Raw genomic sequence first — 20,995 nt, 5'->3', positions numbered from 1 at the left:
TTCCGGTAGATTATGCACTGAATGCAAAGTCCGCTTTACCGTCAGCAAGCAGATAAACACCATCCAGGGACAGTCAAAAACACGATGGGAACCACAGCCGCATGAGTGCGGATAAATCAGCGCCGCCAATCAAAACCGGCGCCAGGCACCGCAATGCCACCACCACGGTGGAGATGCGCCGTTTTATTCAGGAGTCGCCGCTGCCGGTGGCCGAACTCGCACGTTTGCTCAATATCACCCCGGCCACGGTGCGCAAGTGGAAAAACCGCGCCACGGTCGCAGACAGTTCCAATCTGCCCCACCATCTCAACACTACCCTGACCCCGGTGCAGGAGTACGTGGTCGTGGGACTCAGATACCAGCTCAAGCTCACCCTGGATAAACTGCTCGAAGTCACCCAGCAGCATATCAATCCCGGCGTGTCCCGCTCGGGGCTGGCCCGTTGCCTCAAGCGCCACGGTGTATCGCGCCTGGGTGATATCACCCCCGTCGATGCCCTGCCAGACAAGCACTTTGCCCTGTTACCCGTGTTTCGTGACAGCGGCACCGAAAACTATGCCCTGAATAGCCACACCCTGGCCCAAACCCTGGCACTGCCCGCCGAAGACGAGCATACCGTTGTGCAGGTAGAAGCCATGCATGTGCCCATCGAACAGGACGGCTCATATTCGGTGCTGATTGGCATGGCCACTGCCCATGACTGGGTGTACGTGGATATTTACCCGGACACAGAGGCCGACGCCGAATTCAAAGCGGCCGACCGTTACATGAGCCATGTGCTCAATCAGGGGCCATTCCAGCTGAAAAAGCTGCTCGCCCGCAATTATCAAACCTTCCTGGCGCGCTTTCCCGATGTCCGCGGCGCCAAGACCCGCAAAAAGACGCCGGAACGCCCGGCGCCAACAGGAGTTGCCCAATGAGCGAGTCCAAGACTCAGGACGCGCAGGATCTGCGCCTTAACAAGCGTCTCAAGGACACCCCCATTGCCATCGTCGGCATGGCGAGTCTCTTTGCCAACAGTCGTTATCTGAACGATTTTTGGGATCTTATCTGCGACAAAATCGACGCCATCACAGAGGTACCCGCCGATCGCTGGCAGATTGATGACTACTTCGATGCCGATAAACGCTCACCGGACAAGAGCTACTGCAAACGCGGCGGCTTTATCCCACCAGTCGACTTCAACCCCATGGAGTTTGGCCTGCCGCCCAATATTCTGGAGCTCACCGACAGCGCCCAGCTGCTGTCGCTGATTGTGGCCAAAGAAGTATTGGAAGACGCGGGCGTCAGTGAAAGCTCGGCCCACGATCGCGATAAAATCGGCATTACCCTGGGCATTGGCGGCGGCCAGAAAATCAGCCAGAGCCTCAATGCCCGGCTGCAATATCCAGTGCTGAAAAAAGTATTTCGCGAGAGCGGTATCAGCGATGCCGACAGCGAGATGCTGATTCGCAAGTTCCAGGACCAATACATCCACTGGGAAGAAAACTCCTTCCCGGGGAGTCTGGGCAACGTGATTGCCGGGCGCATTGCCAACCGTTTTGATTTGGGCGGCATGAACTGCGTGGTGGATGCGGCCTGCGCAGGCTCCCTCGCTGCCATCCGCATGGCCCTCACCGAGCTGACCGAAGGCCGCGCCGACATGATGCTCACCGGCGGCGCCTGTACCGACAACTCCGCCTACATGTACATGAGCTTCTCCAAAACCCCGGCCTTCACCGTGGATGAGCAAATCAAGCCCTTCGATGCCGACTCCAAGGGCATGATGATTGGCGAAGGTATCGGCATGGTTGCCCTAAAGCGCCTCGAAGATGCCGAGCGCGACGGCGATAAAATTTATGCCGTAATCAAAGGGGTTGGCGCCTCCAGCGACGGCAAGTTCAAGAGTATTTACGCCCCGCGTCCCGAAGGGCAGGCCAAGGCGCTGCGCCGCGCTTACGATGATGCCGGATTCCCGGCCCATACCCTGGGTCTGATGGAAGCCCACGGCACAGGCACGGCCGCCGGGGATGTGGCCGAGTTTTCCGGTCTGAGTCTCGTGATGGGCGAAAGCAGCGACGAAACCCAGCACATTGCCCTGGGCTCCATCAAGTCGCAGGTGGGCCACACCAAGTCAACAGCAGGCACCGCCGGGCTTATCAAGGCCGCACTGGCACTGCACCACAAGGTGTTGCCGCCCACCATCAATGTGAACAAGCCCAATCCCAAGCTTAATATCGAAGCTTCGCCCTTTTATCTGTCCACCGAAACCCGTCCTTGGCTGCCGCGCCCCGACGGTACGCCGCGCCGCGCAGCGGTAAGCTCCTTTGGCTTTGGTGGCACCAATTTCCATCTGGTGATGGAAGAATATCAGCGCGACCACGACCGCAAGCCCTATCGTTTGCGTGCCACCCAGGTGCCGCTGCTGTTTGCCGCCGCCACCCGCGAGGCACTCTGCGACGAGCTCAAGGCTCTCAGTGATCGCCTCTCAACCAGCGAAGAAACCTTCGAAACCCTGACCGCCCCTTTCACCCTCAAGGGCGAAGCCCCCAAGGCCGAATGGCCGCGTCTGGGAGTTGTGGCCGCCGATGCAAAGGCCCTGAAAGCCTGTTTGGACGATGCCATAGCAAGGCTTGCCATCCCATCAGATGACTGGCACACCCCGGACATGAGTTTCCGCGCCCAGGCCATGGCGAAACAGGCCAAGGTCGCGGCCCTCTTTGCCGGTCAGGGCAGCCAGTATCTCGGAATGGGGGGCGAGCTTGCCATGCTCTACCCCGAGATGCGCGCCGAATTTATTGCCGCCGATGAGATTTTCCACCAGCGCGGATATCCGGGCCGTTATGGTACTGGCGAGCTTTCAAGCCGCGTGTTCCCCATTCCCAAGTTCGATGCCGATGCCCGCAAGCAAGACGAAGCGGCGCTCACCAATACCCGCATCGCCCAAAGCGCCATTGGCGTTGTCAGCATGGGCCAATTTGAAATCCTCAAGGCCGCCGGGTTAACCCCGGATGCGGTGGCAGGACACAGCTTTGGCGAGCTTTCTGCCCTGCGCGCCGCCGGTGTGATTGACCAGGCCAGTTACTATCGCCTTGCCTTTGCCAGAGGCGATGCCATGGCATCAGTCCCTGAAGGCAAGGATGCAGGCACCATGGCGGCGGTGATCCTGCCGGATGCCAGCCACAGAAGCACCCTGGACACATTGCTTACCCAGCACGGGGCCGTGGTGATTGCCAATCACAACAGCCCCACCCAGCTGGTGCTCGCAGGCCCCACGGACGCGGTGAACCAGCTGGTGCAGGCACTTGCCGACAAAGGCATTCGCGCCATCGCACTGCCGGTGTCAGGCGCCTTCCATACCCCTTTGGTTGGCCATGCCCACGCACCTTTTGCCAAGGCCATCGACAAAGAAACCTTCAGAGACGCCGGTGCCGTACTCTATGCCAATGCCTCCGGCGACAAACGTCCCACCGATGGCAAAAGCCTCAAGCAGAGCCTCAAGGCCCAGATGCTGGAGCAGGTGCAGTTTGAGTCGCAAATCGAAAGCCTCTACCGCGATGGTGTGCGGGTCTTTATTGAATTTGGCCCCAAGAACACCTTAAGCCGCCTGGTGGATGCCATCCTTGGCGAGCGGGCAAAGGAGTGCCTGATTCTGTCGCTGGATGCCCAGGCTGCACTCAGTCAGGGCCGCGCCGACAGCAAGCTCAAGCTGGCGGCGGTTGAATTGGCCACCGCAGGATTTGCCATCACCAACCCGGACCCGTACCGCGAGCAGCTGTCCCACAAGGCCATGCCGAAGTCGCCGCTTACGGTAAAACTCAGCGCCAGCAACTACCTGAGTCCGGCCACTGCCGCGCGCATGCAGGCCTCCCTCAAGGACGGCCAAGTCAGCAAACAAACCCAGATTGTCGAGAAAATCGTGGAAAAGACCCAATACATTCCCCAGGCCAATCCCGTCCAGCCCACTGCCGCTGCACAGGCAAGCAATGAGAGCCACCCTGCCCAGGGTGCAGCCTCCCCGGTTGCCCCCACACAGCTTGCAGGAGCTCCGGTTACAGGAGCTTTGGTTACAGCAAGCGGCACTCTGGAAGCACTGTTTGCCGCCCAGCAGCAACTGGCGGCCCTGCATCAACAGTTTCTGACTATTCCTGCCCAATACGGCGAAGGGGTGCAGTCGCTGATGCAAAAGCAGCTGGAACTCGCCAGCGCCGGTCTGCCGGTCCCAGCCGCCACTGAACGCGCTCTGGAGCTGTTCCACCAGCATCAGGCCGACACCCTGAAGATCCACAGCGACTTTATGCGGGCTCAGGCCATCGGCAGTGAGCAGATGCTGAGTGCCCTCTCGGGGCAGACTCTGGTAAGCCAGACACCAACGGCCACTGTCACTCAGGCATCTGCACCTGTGTATTCAGCTGCCCTTGCCGCGCCTGTCACTGCCGCTGCGCCTGTCACTGCCGCTGCGCCAGTAACGGCCGCAACTGTTACTCCTGCACCTGTTACTCCTGCACCTGTTGCCCCAGCACCTGTAGCCCCGGCGAAAGTGGCCCCGGCGACAGAAACTGTGGCTGCCAAAGCTGCAGCGACAGCGGCCTCACAAATTCAGGACATCATGCTGCAGGTGGTGGCCGCCAAGACAGGCTACCCCACTGAGATGCTGGATTTGTCCATGGATATGGAAGCGGACTTGGGTATCGACTCCATCAAGCGGGTGGAAATCTTAGGCACAGTGCAGGATGAATTGCCCTCGCTGCCTGAGCTGGATGCCGCAACGCTTGCCGAGTGTCGCACCCTGGCCGATATAGTCGCGTACATGCATGCAGTGGCGAATGCGCACAGCGTGGCGGGCACATCAGGCCCTGCAGTGCAAGCTGCTCCCGCAGTGCAAGCGGCGCCAGCCGCCACTGCAGCCGCAACTGAAGTAGCAGGCAGCGATATCACCGCCGTGATGTTGCAGGTGGTGGCCGCCAAGACTGGCTACCCTACTGAGATGCTGGATTTGTCCATGGATATGGAAGCGGATTTGGGTATCGACTCCATCAAGCGGGTGGAAATCCTCGGCACAGTGCAGGATGAATTGCCCTCGCTGCCGGAGCTGGATGCCGCAACGCTCGCCGAGTGCCGCACCCTCGAAGATATAGTCGCCTACATGCAAAGCGTGGCTGGCACAACAGCGCCTGCAGCAGAAGCTGCTCCCGCAGTGCACGCAGCGCAAGCGCCCGTGTCAGCAACTGCAAGCGGCGATATCACCGCCGTAATGCTGAAAGTAGTGGCCGACAAGACGGGTTATCCCGCCGAGATGCTGGATTTGGCCATGGACATGGAAGCCGACCTGGGTATCGATTCCATCAAGCGGGTGGAAATCCTCGGCACTGTGCAGGATGAGCTGCCTTCGCTGCCCGAATTGGATGCCGCAACCCTCGCCGAGTGCCGCACCCTCGCCGACATAGTTGCCTACATGCACAGCATGACAGGCGCCGCCGAAGCCCCTATATCTCAGGCACCTGCGCAAGCGTCAAACCAGACCGTCCATAGCAGTCGCGATATCACCGCCGTGATGCTGAACGTAGTCGCCGACAAGACAGGTTATCCCGCCGAAATGCTGGAACTTGCCATGGACATGGAAGCGGATCTGGGTATCGACTCCATCAAGCGGGTGGAAATTCTCGGTACAGTGCAGGATGCACTGCCAACCCTGCCGGAAATTGACCCCAGCACCCTGGCTGAATGCCGCACTCTGGGCGATATCATTGCCTGCTATTCACAGGACGGCGCAAAGGAAACCAGCCTCGACAGCAAGGTAGCAGCCCAGCAACCAGCGGCTGACGCGGACACGGGTACTGAAGTGGAAGTAGACATCGCCGTCTCCGCACTGGCGGCTGCCCAGGACATAGTTGCCACCGCATCTGCCACCGCTTCCGATGCAGCTTCCGATAGAGCCGCTGCCGTTCCTGCCGCAGCGGCTGGGGCAACACTGCCGGCCCCAAGGCCACAACAAGTGCTCGACACCATGCTCACTGTGGTGGCCGAGAAAACCGGTTATCCGGTGGAGATGCTGGACCTGGCCATGGACATGGAAGCCGATCTGGGTATCGACTCCATCAAACGGGTAGAGATTTTAGGCACGGTGCAGGAGCGCCTGCCGGGTCTCGCCGAAGTGGATGCAGCCACCCTCACCGAATGCCGAACCCTGGGGCAAATCGTCGAAAGCTTCTCCCTGCCAAACCAATTTGTGGGCACAGATGCCAGTGCAGATACCGAGCTTGCCCCGCACACGGGGGTTGCCCTAAAAAAGCTGCCGGCGGCAGATAGACTCGAGGCCGCGTCGGCCGCAGAGCTGTTTGCCGCCAATGGTCGGGTCATCATCCTCGATGATGGTCACAATGCCGGTGTACTGGCTGGCCGCCTCGATGCCAAAGGGCTGGCGGTCACTGTCGTTCGAAGCGACAGCCTGGGCCACCAGTCGGTATTGGATGCCAGCATAGATGCCCGTACGCTTTCCCAAGAGGGCGACATGGACACCGAAATCCAGTCGCTGCTCAAGGAGCTTGAGCCGGTGTCGGCCTTTATTCATCTGCAGCCTGTCATGGCCGCAGATGAAGGCACTGCCGACGGTAAGACGGTTGCCCGCTTCAGTGACGAGGCGTTTTCTCAGGTATCACTGGCGTTTTTGTTCGCCAAGCACCTGGCCGCGGACTTTGCCGCGAACGGCGCCCACAGACGCGCCTTTATCACAGCCGCGCGCATGGACGGCAAACTGGGTCTGTCTGGTGCCGATGTGGAGCTGAATCAGGGCGCCCTCTTTGGCCTCACCAAAACCCTGGCCCAGGAATGGCCCCATGCCCACTGCCGGGCACTGGATGTTGCGGCCCAGTTGGATGCCACCGCACTTGCCGATGCCGTCATTGACGCCCTCTATGGCGCCGATGACCTGCTTGAATGGGGTATCGCCGCAGATGGCCGCTTCGGTGCTTTGGCAACCGATGCGCAGCAAATTTCAGCAAAAACAACGCTAAACAGCACAGATAAAATACTGGTGACCGGTGGTGCAAAAGGGGTAACCCTCGACTGCGCCCTGGCACTGGCCGCGCGTACCCAGGCCCACTTTATTCTGGCCGGACGCAGCAAGGCGCTGAGCCTCACTGAGTTCCCGGTTTGGGCAAGAGGGGTTGCGGCGACTGAGCTTAAGCAAGCTGCCATTCAGGAGCTGCTGGCCGGTGGCAAACGCCCCACGCCCAGGGAAGTGGATGCCCTGATTGCGCCCCTTGCCAGTGCCCTTGAAATTCAGCAGGCACTGCAAGCCTTCAGCGGCCTGGGTGCCAGCGCCGAATACCTTTCCATGGACGTGTCATCGGCCGAGTCCATCGCCAACGCGCTTGGCCCCATACAGGCACTGGCGCCTGTTACAGGCCTTATCCACGGTGCAGGCGTACTCGCTGACAAGTTTATTCAGGACAAGACCCTGGATGAGCTCAAGCGGGTGGCAGGCACCAAGGTAGAGGGTCTTAAGGGCCTTCTGGCAAACCTTGATGAGCTGAAACTGGTGGCGCTCTTTTCCTCCGCTGCGGGTTTTTATGGCAACAAGGGCCAGAGCGACTACGCCATGGCCAATGAAATCCTCAACAAGGCCGCCCACCGTTTGGCCCACGCCAGGCCGGATTGCCGCGTGGTGGCCTTCGATTGGGGCCCATGGGATGGCGGCATGGTGACCGACAGCCTGAAAAAAATGTTCCAGGAGAGGGGCGTGTATGTCATCCCCCGGCCACTGGGTGCAGCCCTCTTTGCCGAGGCCGTGCTTGGCCGCGCCGAATCCCAGATTCTGGTGGGCTCCAGCATGCAGGGCAATGCAGAGAAGGCAGGCGCCGACCTAAAAAAGCCTGATGGGCACAGCGGGATTACCCTCGGTCGCACCCTGCGCCGCCAACAACTGGCGATCCTTGAGGATCATCAGATTGGCGGTAACGCTGTGCTGCCTACCGTCTGTGCCCTGGATTGGATGCAAGCCGCTGCAACGCGCCACTTTGGCGGGCAGTGGCAGCCCCATGATTACCGACTGCTCAAGGGCGTGGTATTCGACAGCGATGAAAAAGCCCTGACCATGGTGCTGTCGGTGACAGACACAGGCCTGTCTGCGCTTATCAGCTGCGACGGCCGCCTCCAATACGAGGCAAGGCTTGAAGCCCCCAGCCCACTATCATTGCCAGCCGAAGCCCTTGCTGCCGATATCGGGCAGTCGTCGGACAAGCCGGTTGCCACAGGTGAGCAGCTCTATCTGGATGGCGCCCTGTTTCATGGGCCAGCACTGCAGATGATGGGGGATGTGAGCTGGTTTGATGATAAAGGGCTTGGCTGCTCAGTGACGCTGCCTGCCAATACCCTGTCAACAAATGCCGAACCGGGACAGGCTGCCATTGTCCAGCAGGATGCCTTGCTGCAGGCGCTGCTGGTGTGGGCGCGGCTTAAATACGATGCCGCCAGCCTGCCGGCGAGCCTTGGGCGCGCGGTGCAACACCTCGAGTTTGCCCCCGGTGAGCAGGGCCAGCTTCGCCTGTGGGTGAAGAGCCACTCATCGCGCCAGCTCTGTGCCGATGTCGCCCTCTATAATGCGCAGGGGCAGCTCGCCTCGGCGATGGAAGGGGTCAAGGTCACTATCAGCAAAAGCCTGAATCAGGCGTTTTTGTCCGCCAAAGGCCAGGAGAGTTAATGTCAGTGAAGACGCCCCCCCTGAGACTGGCGCTGTGCCGGGTGCAACGCTGCCCGTCCGATGCCTTGAGGGTTACCGCCAACGAACCCGATTGGCACGCCCTGATTGATAAGGCGCAAAAGGGTTCAACAATCGCACTGGGTGCAGACGGCACCCTGTTGATGCTGCCCGCACTGGAGGCCGCCAAACAGCGCCTGCACCCGCTGGCACTGCTGCAGGCGCTGGGTTCGGGCAAAAATGCCATTCACACCGCCCTCGCCCAGGCCGGGCGCGCCCCGGCGGATGCAGAAATCCTCTTTGAACCCGTTACACTGGAGTGCGTTATCCGCCACGCGGAGCAACTCGCCAGCCGTACCCATCCGGTGTACGGCAGCTATTGGAGCCACCCACGTTATCAGGCGCGGGTGGTGGCGCTGGTGAACACCCCGGACCAGTCCAGTAACGAACAGTCCAGTAACGAACAGCCCAGTAACGAACAGCCCAGTAACGACCAGGCCAGTGCAGACGAAGCAAGCAGCAAGTTGGCCAGCGGCGAAACCCTGGTACTTACCCAGGGCTCGGCGCGGCTGACGCTGGGTCTCAATGGCCCTGAAGCAGCCCCCACCAGCCCCAACACACAAGCGCAAAGTGCGCTGCCCTGGCTGCTGCCACTGGCGCTGCCCAGTGCCGACTGGTCCCATATTCAACGGCGGCTCACCCAGGTACAGGCAAGTCTCAATGCCCTCAAGGATGACTCGGCCAAGGGCCGGGCGGCGCTGGCCAAACTCATTGCCGATGCCTTCGATGAAATGACCCCGGGCTGCCGGGCGCTGGTGCTGGTTGGCGACAGTGCCAAGGCCCTGGCCGCCGAGGCCGCCACCCTGTCGTGGCGGATAGCCGAAAGCCTGCGGGACGACATTGAACTGGTCACCCCCGCAGGCAGCGTGTTCGCCCCAAGCCCGGCTACGGCCAACGGGCTCGCCTTCGCTTACCCCGGTGTGGGCGTTGCCTCTGCGTCCATGCTCTCAAGCCTGCACCTGCGCTTTGCCGAGAGTTTTGATGCCCTGGATCAGGAAAGCCGCGAGCACGGGCTTGACGGTCTCAATGCCCTGCTGCAACCAAGAGAGCTGGAAGATAACCCCAGCCTCGCCGAACAGGCAGTGGCCGGCGTGGGCGCCAGCTATCTGATGGCAAGGGTGCTGATGACAGAGCTTGGTATCAAGCCCGCCCTCGCCCTTGGCTACTCCATGGGCGAAGCCGCCATGGTGGCGAGCCATGGTCTGTGGCAAGACCCCTTTGCCATGGCGCAGGACACCCTCAGCAGCGAGCTCTTCAATGAGCAGATCTCAGGGGAGCTCAGGGCAGTGCGTGCCCTGTGGCAGCTCGATGAGGAATCAGCGGACGACAACCCGGCCCCCAAGGCGGCCAAATCCCGCTCCCGTAAAAAAGCCGCCGCCAGCAGTGCGCTCAAATGGCAAAGTGCCGTGGTCAGGCTCAGCGCAGACGACATACGCCCCCATCTGGCAGACTTCCCCCGGGTCAGCATCGCCATCGCCCAGGGGCCCAGTACTGTGCTTGCCGGAGACGAAACCGAGCTTAAGCGCCTGTGCAAGACCCTTGGCAAACGGCCGCTCACCACGGGACTGGTCACCGCCATGCACACCCCGGCCGCCGCCGCCATCAAAGCGCAGCTGCAGGCATTTTATCTGCGCCCACTGGCAGAACGGTCCGGCGAGGCCAGGGCAGCGTTGCCCGTGATGCTGAGCGCAGGCGCCGATGCGCCGCTGCTGTTTGCTGATAAACCCGAGACCAATACAGTCTCCGATGATGCCTCCAATGCTGTTTCCGAGGCTGTTTCCGAGGCCATTGCCGAAGCCATCGCCACTACCTTCAGCGAGCCGCTGGACTTCACCGCCCTGGTGCTTCGCGCCGCCAAGGCCGGTGCCAGACTCTTTGTGGAAGTGGGTGCCGGACGGCAAACCAGTGGCATCATTCAGGCCATTGCCGACGCCCGCCTGATGCGCCTCAGCGCCCACCCCTGCGATGGACAGGATGGCAAAGCGCTGCAAAAGACCCTGGCGCGCCTGATTGCCCACAGTATTCCGATGAATTTATCCCGCCTGCGCCCTGCTGAAGCAGAGGCGCCGCGCACCGCCCAAGAGACAACGCCTTGAGCCAACATACAAAAAAGAACACCCAGCCCCAACACGCACAAACAAGCAAAGGCGCCTGCCCCATTGCCATCGTCTCCATGGCGGGGCGTTTTCCCGGTGCTGACGACCTGGATGCTTTCTGGTCGCTGATAACCGAGGGCAAAGATGCCCACAGCCCAATTTGCCGGGACAAACTCGGCGCGCCTGTGGCGGCCTATCTTGGTGAACAGGGTAAGAGCGACCGCTTTTACTGCGACAAGGGCGGCTACCTGAGAGACTTTCGTTTTTCACCCGAAGGTTACGCCAAACCAGCGGCTGCCATGGCCGCCCTGGCATCCCAAGTGGACGAGCATCAGCTGTGGGCCCTGGATGTGGCGAAAATGGCACTGCAGAGTCTTGACTCCGGGGTGGATAAACGCCGCTGCGGCGTGGTGATGGGCACCCTGTCGTTTCCCACCAAGGCCTCCAACCGCGCCTTTTTGCCCCTGTACCACAAGGCGGTGGAAAATGGCCTCAAGGCCCGCTTGCCCGGCTTCCCGCCGCTGGAGCCCTTCGATGGACAAAGCACCCTTGGGTCACAGCCCTGGTTACAGGATACGGCCGCCGATGCCTCGGCCCTTATCAGCGACTGTCTGGGGCTTGAGGGCGTGAGCCTGAGCCTGGATGCGGCCTGCGCCAGCTCCGTGTATGCCATCAAGCTTGCCTGCGACTATCTGGCCACCGGCAAGGCCGATGTCATGCTGGCCGGTGCGGTGAGCGGCGCCGATCCCTTTTTCATCAGCATGGGCTTTTCCATTTTCCATGCTTTCCCGGAGCATGGCCTGAGCGCCCCCCTCGATAAGCACTCCGGCGGCCTGTACGCCGGTGAAGGTGCCGGGGTACTGGTGCTCAAACGCCTGGATGACGCCAAACGCGATGGCGACACCATCCACGGCATTATCCGCGGTGTTGGCCTGTCCAACGATGGCCGCGGCCAGTTTGTGTTAAGTCCCGCCAGCAAGGGCCAAATCAAGGCCTTCGAGCGCGCTTACGAAGACGCAGGCATAGCCCCCGGCGCCGTGGAAGTGGTGGAATGCCACGCCACAGGTACGCCCCTTGGCGACAAGGTGGAGCTGAGCTCCCTGGAAAGCTTTTTTGAGTCGCGCCTCGATGGCAGCACGCCGCCCCTTATCGGCTCGGTAAAGTCCAACCTGACCCATCTTCTCACTGCCGCAGGTATGCCCGGCATCATCAAGCTGATGCTGGCGATGAAGCATAAACTTCTGCCGCCCACGGTGCGCCTAACCAGCCCAATCAGCTCCCCCAAGGGGCTTTTTGGCGACGACCAGATGGTCACCTCTGCCCGCCCCTGGCCTGCAAAACCGCAAAATAATGCCGCCGTGGCCGGTTTGTCGGTATTCGGCTTTGGAGGCTGCAACGCCCACCTGGTGCTGGAATCCCCCGATGGAGCAGAAGCGCTTCAAGCATTGAGCAGTCCTGACGTCAGCCACTCAGCCAGCGACAGCTTTGCCATCGACGGCCTCGCCGGACACTTCGGCGCCGCAACCCATGTGGGCGAGCTTGCGACCCTGATAACAGACAACAAACACGCCCTTGTGCCGCTGCCCGAGGGGCGCTGGAAAGGCCTCGAGCACCTGAGCGCCGAGTCCCATGACTCTGCGACACTGCATGTTGGCGGTTTTATAGACGGATTCGAGCTGGACTTTTTGCGCTTCAGGCTGCCGCCCCACCCCGGCGACAGACTGGTTGCCCAGCAGCTTTTGCTGATGAAGGTGGCCGACGAGGCCATCCGCGATGCGGATCTTGCCCCCGGCAGCAAGGTGGCGGTGCTGGTTGCCATGGAAACCGAGCTTGAGCTGCATCAGTTCCGCGGCCGGGTTAACCTGCACACCCAGATTGCCGATAGCCTCACCCGGGCCGGCATAGTGCTCAGCGATGATGAATATCAGGCGCTGGAGCAACTTGCCATGGATGCGGTGCTGCCCTCAGCAAGCCTGAATCAGTACACCAGCTACATAGGCAATATCATGGCCTCCCGGGTGGCCTCCCAGTGGGACTTCAGCGGCCCGGCCTTTACCCTGTCGGCGGGCGAACTCTCGGTTGCCCGCGCGCTGGAGGTGGCCGACAACCTTTGCGCCACCCAGCAGCTGGACGCCGTGGTGGTGGCGGCGGTGGACTTGGCCGCCAGCGCCGAGAAGGTATGGCACTATGGCCAATCCTTAAGCGCCATGGGTCTGCCTCCCGGTGAAGGGGCAGGTGCCCTGGTATTGAAGGCAGGCAGAGCAGGCCGTTATGGCGCGCTCACGCCGCCAACATTCAGCCGCCCCAACCAGGCCGATTTGCAAGGCATCACAGAGCACAGCCCCAGCTGCAAGCTTGGCCGCATGCTTAACGTCAGTGGCCACAGCGCCAGTGCCCGCCTGGGCCACAGCTTTGCCGCCGCCAATATGGCGAGCCTGCAACATGCGCTCCTGTCTTTGACACTGAAAGGCCATGGGGCAGAGTCGATAGCAGCTGTACTGCTGGATGGCGCCATGCACAGCGCCCGGGTCGAGCTTCGCCAGACAAAGGCACAACAAGCTGCCCTCAGTCAGCGCCTCACAGAGGGGCTGCCCGCCCCCGCAGGCAAGCAGCTGCTGCAGCGCATACAGCTCGGCGGCAGAGATATTCGCGGCCACATACTCAGCGGCGAACTGCCCCATGAAGCTTCTATCCGCGCCAAGCTCGCACAAAACACTGCGCTTACAAGCAATGCGCAAATAAGCGCGGCGCCAAACGCCACTGAACAGCCGCCTTCGCAGAAAGATACTGAAGTACCAATGACACAAAATAAAACACCCCAGTCGCCCGGCTATCAGCCATCGAGCCCCGGCATCAGCGCCAATAACGGCTCCAATAGCGGCTCCAGTCTCAACATCAGCCAGACCGGACCTGTGGTCCAGAATCGTCTGGCAGCCATGGCGGCCCATCAGGCATTTTTGCAAAGCCGCGAAGCCGGGCTCAAGCTTGCCCGCGCCCTGATGGCCGATATCACCGGCGACGCAGCCGGTATCTGCAATGCCACCATCGCCGCAGCGGTGAGTGAGCAAAAGCCGCTCCAACTCACTTTGCCCAAGGCCCAGCGCAGCCTTCCCGAGGTAGAAGTCAGCCTTCCCAAGCCAGAGCTGGCAACACCAGCCGAAGTTGCACTAAAGCCGCCTCGCCAAGCGGCACAAAAACCATTAAGCCAGGCGGTTAAAGATTGCATCTGGGATTACGCCGATTTGGTTGAGTACGCCGAGGGCGATATCGCCCCGGTGTTTGGCCCCGATTACGCCATTATCGACAGCTACCGACGCCGGGTGCGCCTGCCCACCACCGACTATCTGCTGGTGTCCCGGGTCACCAAACTCAACGCCAAACTTGGCGAGTACAAGCCAAGCACCATGACCACAGAATACGATATCCCGGTGGACGCCCCCTATCTGGTGGACGGGCAAATTCCCTGGGCGGTGGCGGTAGAATCGGGCCAGTGCGATCTCATGCTTATCTCCTTCCTTGGCATCGACCTTGAAAACAAGGGCGAGCGGGTCTATCGCCTGCTGGATTGTACCCTCACCTTCCTCGGTGACCTGCCCCGTGGCGGCGATACCCTAAGGTACGATATCTCCATCAACAACTACGCCCGCAATGGCGACACCCTGCTGTTTTTCTTCTCCTACGAGTGCTTCGTGGGCGACAGGCTTATCCTCAAGATGGACGGCGGCTGCGCCGGTTTCTTTACCGATGCCGAGCTTGCCGATGGCAAAGGGGTTATCCGCACCGAGGATGAAATCAAGCAGCGCAGCGCCGCCATGGCTAATCCGCGTAGCTTCACGCCGCTGATTGCCTGCGATACAACCGCCTTTGGCTACGATAAGGTCTCGCGCCTGCTCGCCGCCGATGTGGCGGGCTGCTTTGGCCCAAGCCACGATCTGGGCTTCCATCAGCCATCCATCTGTTTTGCTTCTGAAAAGTTTTTGATGATTGAAGAAGTGAGCAAAGTGGATATCAAAGGTGGCGCCTGGGGCCTTGGTCTTATCGAAGGCCATAAGCAGCTGGAGCCGGATCACTGGTATTTCCCCTGTCATTTCAAAGACGATCAGGTGATGGCAGGCTCGCTTATGGCCGAGGGCTGTGGTCAACTGCTGCAGTTTTACATGCTGCATCTGGGGCTGCACAAGCTCACCAAAAACGGCCGCTTCCAACCATTGAAGGACGCGCCGCAAAAGGTGCGCTGCCGTGGTCAGGTACTGCCCCAGTCAAACCGCCTAAGCTACCGCATGGAAGTCACCGACATAGGTCTTACCCCCTCCCCCTGGGCCAAGGCCAATATCGAAATCATCCTCGACGGTAAAGTGGTGGTGGATTTTCAGAACCTGGGCGTGATGCTCAAGGAAGATGATGACTGCACCCGCTACGGCGCAACAAACCAAACAGCTGCCGTCAGCAACAACAAGGCACTGCTGGAAGGCCGTCAGGCGTCCATCCATGCACCGCTGATGACCCATGAGCCAGACCTGAATGCCACCCCCATCAAGGGTGTGGTGCCGGTGAAGCATATCGAAGCGCCGGTGACGAAAGACTATTCGCCAAAATCGGCAAATCGCATCCCGGATTCAGTGCCTTTCACCCCCTGGCACCTGTTCGAGTTTGCCACCGGCAATATCGAAAACTGCTTCGGCCCCGAGTTCGCTGTGTACCGTGGCTTGATTCCGCCGCGCACCCCCTGCGGCGATTTGCAGCTCACCACCCGGGTGGTGGAGGTTAAGGGCAAGCGCGGCGACTTCAAATCCCCGGCATCCTGCCTCGGCGAATACGAAGTGCCGCCAAAGGCCTGGTATTTTGCCGAAAACAGCCATCCGGCGCGCATGCCCTACTCTATTTTGATGGAAATCGCCCTGCAGCCAAACGGCTTTATCTCGGGCTACATGGGCACCACTCTGGGCTTCCCGGGGCTTGAGCTGTTTTTCCGTAATCTCGACGGCGAAGGCACCCTGATTAAAGACATCGACCTTCGGGGCAAGACCATCAGCAACGACTCGCGCCTCTTAAGCACTGTCATGTCCGGCACCAATATCATCCAGACCTTCAGCTTTGCGCTGGCGGCAGATGGCGAGCCCTTCTATGAGGGCAAGGCGGTGTTTGGTTACTTCAAGGCCGAGGCGCTCACCCACCAGCTGGGGCTGGATAACGGCAAGGTCACCACGCCCTGGATTGAGGAAAAGAACCTCAGCCCCGACATCAGCTATAACCTGCGCGACAGCGCTTGCACCCTGTATCGGGCCGCCCCCGGCAAGCCCCATCTGCGCCTGCCCGGCGGCCGCCTGAACTTTGTGGACAGGGTGGATATCGTCCGTGCCGGCGGCAAGGCAGGCCTTGGCTATGTGTACGGCGAGCGCACCATTGACCCAAGCGACTGGTTCTTCCGCTTCCACTTCCATCAGGACCCGGTGATGCCGGGCTCTTTGGGGGTTGAGGCCATTATCGAGCTGCTTTCAAGCTTCGCCCTGGATGCGGGTCTTGGAAATGAGTTCCAAAATCCGCGCTTTAATCACTGCCTGAGTAAAGTGAAGTGGAAATACCGTGGCCAAATCAGCCCTTTAAACAGGCAGATGTCGCTGGAGCTGCACATTACCGCCATCGAAAGGGAAACAGGCCGCGTCACCCTCAAGGCCGACGCCTGGCTTGCCAAAGATGGCCTGCGCATATACGAAATCAGCACACTGGCGCTGGCGATTGAAGAGGCCTGAGCGGCGATGAATACGCCGGGCCCTAAAATCTAGAATCTAGAATCTAAACGCTTTCCGCGCGGCTACGGCCGCCAACAAAACAAGAATGACCAGCGGTATAAACCGCCCAAACAGAGAATACAGATGAGCACACCTTTCAAGTGGCCCTGGGCCATAGACCCGGCCCTCAGCGTGAGTGGCGATGCAAACATCAAAGCGGCGCTGCTTGCACTGGATAAGCCTGTGTACATGGCGCGTCTGCCCGGCAGTGAGCTGGGCGTCAGCCACGAGGCAGCAGACCAAGGCAAAACGGGCTCCCTTGAGGTCGCCGCCTTTGCCGCGCCCTTTGCCGCCTTTGAACTTGGCAGTGCGGATTTTCGCCGCTGCCACGGGGTAAAATACGCCTACTACGCCGGCGCCATGGCCAACGGCATCGCCTCGGAAGAGCTGGTGATTGCCCTGGGTAAAGCAGGCATCCTCTGCTCCTTTGGCGCCGCAGGTCTCGTGCCCGCGCGGGTTGAAGCCGCCATCAAGCGCATTCAGGCCGAGCTGCCCCAGGGCCCCTACGCCTTTAACCTCATCCACAGCCCCAGTGAGCCAGCGCTTGAGCAAGGCGCGGTGGAGCTCTATTTAAAGCACGGCGTACACACGGTGGAGGCCTCGGCCTTTTTGGCGCTCACCCCGCACATAGTGCGTTACCGCGCCGCGGGCCTGAGCCGCGATAACGATGGCAATATTGTCATCAAAAACAAGGTCATCGCCAAAATCAGCCGCACCGAGGTTGCCAGCCACTTTATGAAGAGTGCGCCGAAAAAAATGCTCGATGCCCTGGTCGCCGATGGCCATATCAGCATTGAGCAGGCCGAGCTTGCCTTGCTGGTGCCCATGGCCGACGACATCACCGCCGAAGCCGACTCCGGCGGCCACACCGACAACCGTCCGCTGGTGACTTTGCTGCCGACTATTCTGGCGCTCAGAGACGAGCTGCAAACCCAGCACGCCTTTGCCACCCCCATCCGCGTGGGCGCAGGCGGCGGCATAGGCACCCCGGATGCGGCGCTGGCCGCCTTCAACATGGGCGCCGACTTTATCGTGACCGGCTCCATCAATCAGGCCTGTATCGAGGCCGGTGCCAGCGAGCACACCCGGAGGCTGCTCTCCACCACAGAGATGGCCGATGTGACCATGGCTCCTGCCGCCGACATGTTCGAGATGGGCGTGAAGCTGCAGGTGGTAAAGCGCGGCACACTGTTCCCCATGCGCGCCAACAAGCTGTACGAGATTTACAGCCGCTACGACAGCATCGAAGCCATTCCGGCCGACGAGCGCGCCAAGCTCGAAGCCCAGGTGTTTCGCGCCAGCCTCGATGATATCTGGCAAGGCACGGTGGAGCACTTTATGGCCCGCGACCCCAGCCAGATTGAACGCGCCCAGGGTAACCCCAAGCGCAAGATGGCGCTGATTTTCCGCTGGTATCTGGGGCTCTCCAGCCGCTGGTCGAATACCGGTGAGGCTGGCCGTGAGATGGATTATCAAATCTGGGCAGGACCCGCCTTGGGGGCCTTTAACGGCTGGTCGAAGGGGACGTATCTGGATGATTACCGCGAGCGCCGGGCTGTGGATTTGGCTTTGCACCTTTTGACCGGTGCGGCGTATTTACATCGGGTGAATACCTTGAAGTCTCAAGGAGTGGTGTTGCCAGCTTCGGTGGCACGGTATCGACCGTTGGAGGCTTTAGCCTAACTTCGTGGGGCTTAGTGCGTAAGCCAAACTAACGCTCAATGTGCATGGCGCCAGTCGGATAGTCGGTGGTCAGTTGCACTGGGCGGTATGAATGACAAAACCAGCCATAGCGCTGGTTTTTTGTTTCCTCGCATTTGCTGATGGGTGCAGGGGAAAACCTGCGTGTTTTTTATTAAATTAAGTCGCTTTGCAAGCGACTGGAAAGTCGTGGAGCTTCGCCCCACACCCGACCAAGAGGGGATCTACAGCAATCCCCTCTTGGATCTCCCCTGCCGCCCCGACGAAGCGGAAAGCCCCTTCGGGTTTATGCTGAAAATTGGCTAACGCGCCAGACGCTCATCCCTGATTCGACTGGCGCTGCTTCGGCATCCATGCCTCGCTACGCCATTTTCAGCAACACCCTCGGCCGCTTCAATGGGGTCAAGAACAGGTGCAACCGGCAAGCAAAGTGTTAAACCTGTACCTATTTTCGAATCCAGCGAGTATTCCTTGACAGTAAAATCAACCGTCTATTCGCTTCTTGAATTAGCTTAACTAATACTTAGTCATCCCTCCCAAAACCGCCAACAATTATCGGTGTCTTTGTTTTTCTGCTTGAATTCTAAGAATTACAACCATTCCTCAAGTGTTGACTCGAGTTTCTTAAAATAGAGTCGCAATTGCTGGAAATCATCTTCGTCAATGCACTTTGCATGTGCATCTGGTCTACCTTTGTTGTTAATCTCTTCAAGCATCAAGATTAGTTTGGTCTTATCTATCCCAAATACATTCTCGAAAGTTGCCCATTCCCTTTTAATCACATTGATTAATTCAAGGAAGAACAACGGAGAATTATCTCGATCAAGCAATCCAGATAGATCGTAGTTTAGCAGGACGGGTCTTCTCCCCTCAGGCACAGATGCAATTACAGCACTCTTTGATTTAATCGCGCCAAGAGATATCTTTAGCGAGTTTCTTACGAGAATTCGTAGTCCCTTCTCTAAGCGATTCCGCCTGATTGAGAGTTCTTGCACCTTTTCATCGTCGGTCAAGTTCAGCCTCTCATTTTGGTGCTTCTTGCGAAGCAACTCGGAGGCTTCTTCAAGATTGAATGAATAACCTGACGGTCCTTTCTGGATGAGTCCATATCCAATTAGATGCCGCGTGTAGGACGCATGCTCATTTGCAAATGCATTGAAGTTATCCATGTCCCCCTGAGCTAGGAAGCAGAGCATTTCATACTCATCCGGATACCACTCGGCCAAAACATGAATCATCATTTCCAAGTAGTCTTGAGAATGTGCTCTGAATTCAGCCTTGGACAGGTTATATAGCGCCTTGTCGATAACCACAGGCCGTTCTGTCGATGCCAACCGGTTGATTTGACTACATGCTTGGCGAATCAAGAACGGGTGTCCGCCATAATCTTCTGTTAATTTCGCGGCTATTAGCGCATCAAATTTCAACCCCATGTAGTCACCAAGGCGCGTTACCATTTGGCTCACTTGCTCGACCGTAAATGGAGGTACATATTGACTTGAAATTGAAGCATATATTGGGTTGTCATGCCCAACCAGTGATGGAGCCTCAATACAGCTTGGATTCGTTCCAACCAGCATGTAGCAAAATACAGCAGGATGCTTTTGGTAGAAGCCACGCATCGTCTGCCAGAAATATATAAAGTCCTCTCCTTCCCTCCATTGAATAGAGGCTCCTGTTTTTGGTGTAATCCTTTCTATTTCATCGAAAATAAAAATTGCACAAGCAGCCTTCTTTGATGTGTGAATTTTTAAGATATCCTCTTCAAAGCTATCCGCGGCAGATTTGGGGTCGTACCTTCCAGACGTATCAATTTTTACCTTTGATCCCTTTGCATCGCGATACAATCGAACAAGGCGTTCGAGTAGCTCGTTCCATCGCAGCCCATGAACCGATGGACTTTCACAATCTAATGAAACAACACAGTCTCCACTGGACTCCAAGCGGCGCTGAATTGCATACACAATCGACGTCTTACCACTCTTCCTAAGGCCAAAGAGACTTGTGTGCTCTCCGGATTGAAACCGATTGACGATCTCGTTTATAAGATTTGAACGACCAAAGAAATAGGTATCTTTCTTCAATGGTGACAAAAATGAGAATAAGTCCCGTGAATAGAAATGCTTCCTGAATCTATTCTCCAGCAGTGAAAGCGCATCATTATCCGTCATCTCGACGTAGCTAACCGGAATAATGATTTGGTGCTCAGGATCTGACTTCAGAAGACGCTCAACTTTTCTCTCTACATCATGAGCTCTGCTAATCAGAACTGCACAAACTGTCTCGGCCCGCATTTTCGGCAACCGCGTGTACACTTGTTCGAAGAAATCTAGTGACCTCGGTTCAAAGTTGTCATAGTCACTAAATACGCATACAACCTCCCGCTCGATATTGAACATCTCGGATGTCTTCAGAGTGGGTTTCATTAGGAAGTAATTGTAAGTTGACTGCGCGACACGCAACGCTTCACCAGAATTAGTTAGATACCAACCCCTAGAGAGCGATTTCAATATTCTTTGCTCTTCGGGATTGAATCGAGTCATATCGAACTGTTTATGGAAACCTGGATTAGTAATCGCCTTGTCAATCATTGAAATTTATCTCTTCTAATTAATACAAAACACCGATAGTGAGCCTAAAAATGTATCCATTCGAACTATCGAAATAGCCCA

6 protein-coding genes and 2 pseudogenes are annotated in these 20,995 nt (G+C 58.6%); 7 read left to right on the top strand and 1 reads right to left on the bottom strand.

The genetic code is table 11. The annotated features are described in order from the left end of the window. The first annotated feature begins 101 nt into the window (after positions 1-101). The 7 genes and pseudogenes from K0H79_RS05715 (at position 102) to K0H79_RS05690 (ending at position 18,629) form a co-directional block, all read left to right on the top strand. A complete protein-coding gene (locus tag K0H79_RS05715) occupies positions 102-920 on the top strand; it encodes a transcriptional regulator (RefSeq protein WP_220067166.1) in 819 nt (272 codons plus the stop codon). Then, the gene (locus K0H79_RS05710) at positions 917-8,680 is read left to right on the top strand and encodes a type I polyketide synthase (RefSeq protein WP_220077608.1); all 7,764 of its coding nucleotides are present in this window, start codon (positions 917-919) and stop codon (positions 8,678-8,680) included. Before K0H79_RS05715 ends, K0H79_RS05710 begins: the two co-directional genes overlap by 4 nt. Then, positions 8,680-10,833: a PfaB family protein gene (locus K0H79_RS05705; RefSeq protein ID WP_220077607.1), complete on the top strand. Its 2,154-nt coding sequence runs from the start codon at positions 8,680-8,682 to the stop codon at positions 10,831-10,833. Before K0H79_RS05710 ends, K0H79_RS05705 begins: the two co-directional genes overlap by 1 nt. 77 nt (positions 10,834-10,910) lie before the next feature. Continuing rightward, positions 10,911-16,583: a beta-ketoacyl synthase N-terminal-like domain-containing protein gene (locus K0H79_RS05700; protein ID WP_220078101.1), complete on the top strand. Its 5,673-nt coding sequence runs from the start codon at positions 10,911-10,913 to the stop codon at positions 16,581-16,583. Positions 16,584-16,706: 123 nt separating this feature from the next. Continuing rightward, positions 16,707-16,847, top strand: a pseudogene (locus K0H79_RS19380) (hypothetical protein); the annotation flags it as partial. Between the two features lie 75 nt (positions 16,848-16,922). Continuing rightward, positions 16,923-18,305, top strand: a pseudogene (locus tag K0H79_RS05695) (PfaD family polyunsaturated fatty acid/polyketide biosynthesis protein); the annotation flags it as partial. Between the two features lie 162 nt (positions 18,306-18,467). Beyond that, positions 18,468-18,629 carry a hypothetical protein gene (locus K0H79_RS05690; RefSeq protein WP_220077605.1) on the top strand — a complete coding sequence of 54 codons (162 nt, stop codon included), beginning with the start codon at positions 18,468-18,470 and terminating at the stop codon, positions 18,627-18,629. 284 nt (positions 18,630-18,913) lie between these two features. Here the strand turns inward: K0H79_RS05690 and K0H79_RS05685 are convergent, their stop codons facing one another. Then, positions 18,914-20,914, bottom strand: a complete 2,001-nt coding sequence (locus K0H79_RS05685; RefSeq protein WP_220077604.1) for an ATP-binding protein — start codon at positions 20,912-20,914, stop codon at positions 18,914-18,916. Between the last annotated feature and the right edge of the window lie 81 nt (positions 20,915-20,995).

It is taken from the genome of Shewanella sp. FJAT-52076 (genome assembly GCF_019457455.1).
GTDB classification, from domain to species: Bacteria; Pseudomonadota; Gammaproteobacteria; order Enterobacterales; family Shewanellaceae; genus Shewanella; species Shewanella zhangzhouensis.
Note: the sequence above shows the minus strand (reverse complement) of the source record. Positions and strands in the feature narration are given on the sequence as shown.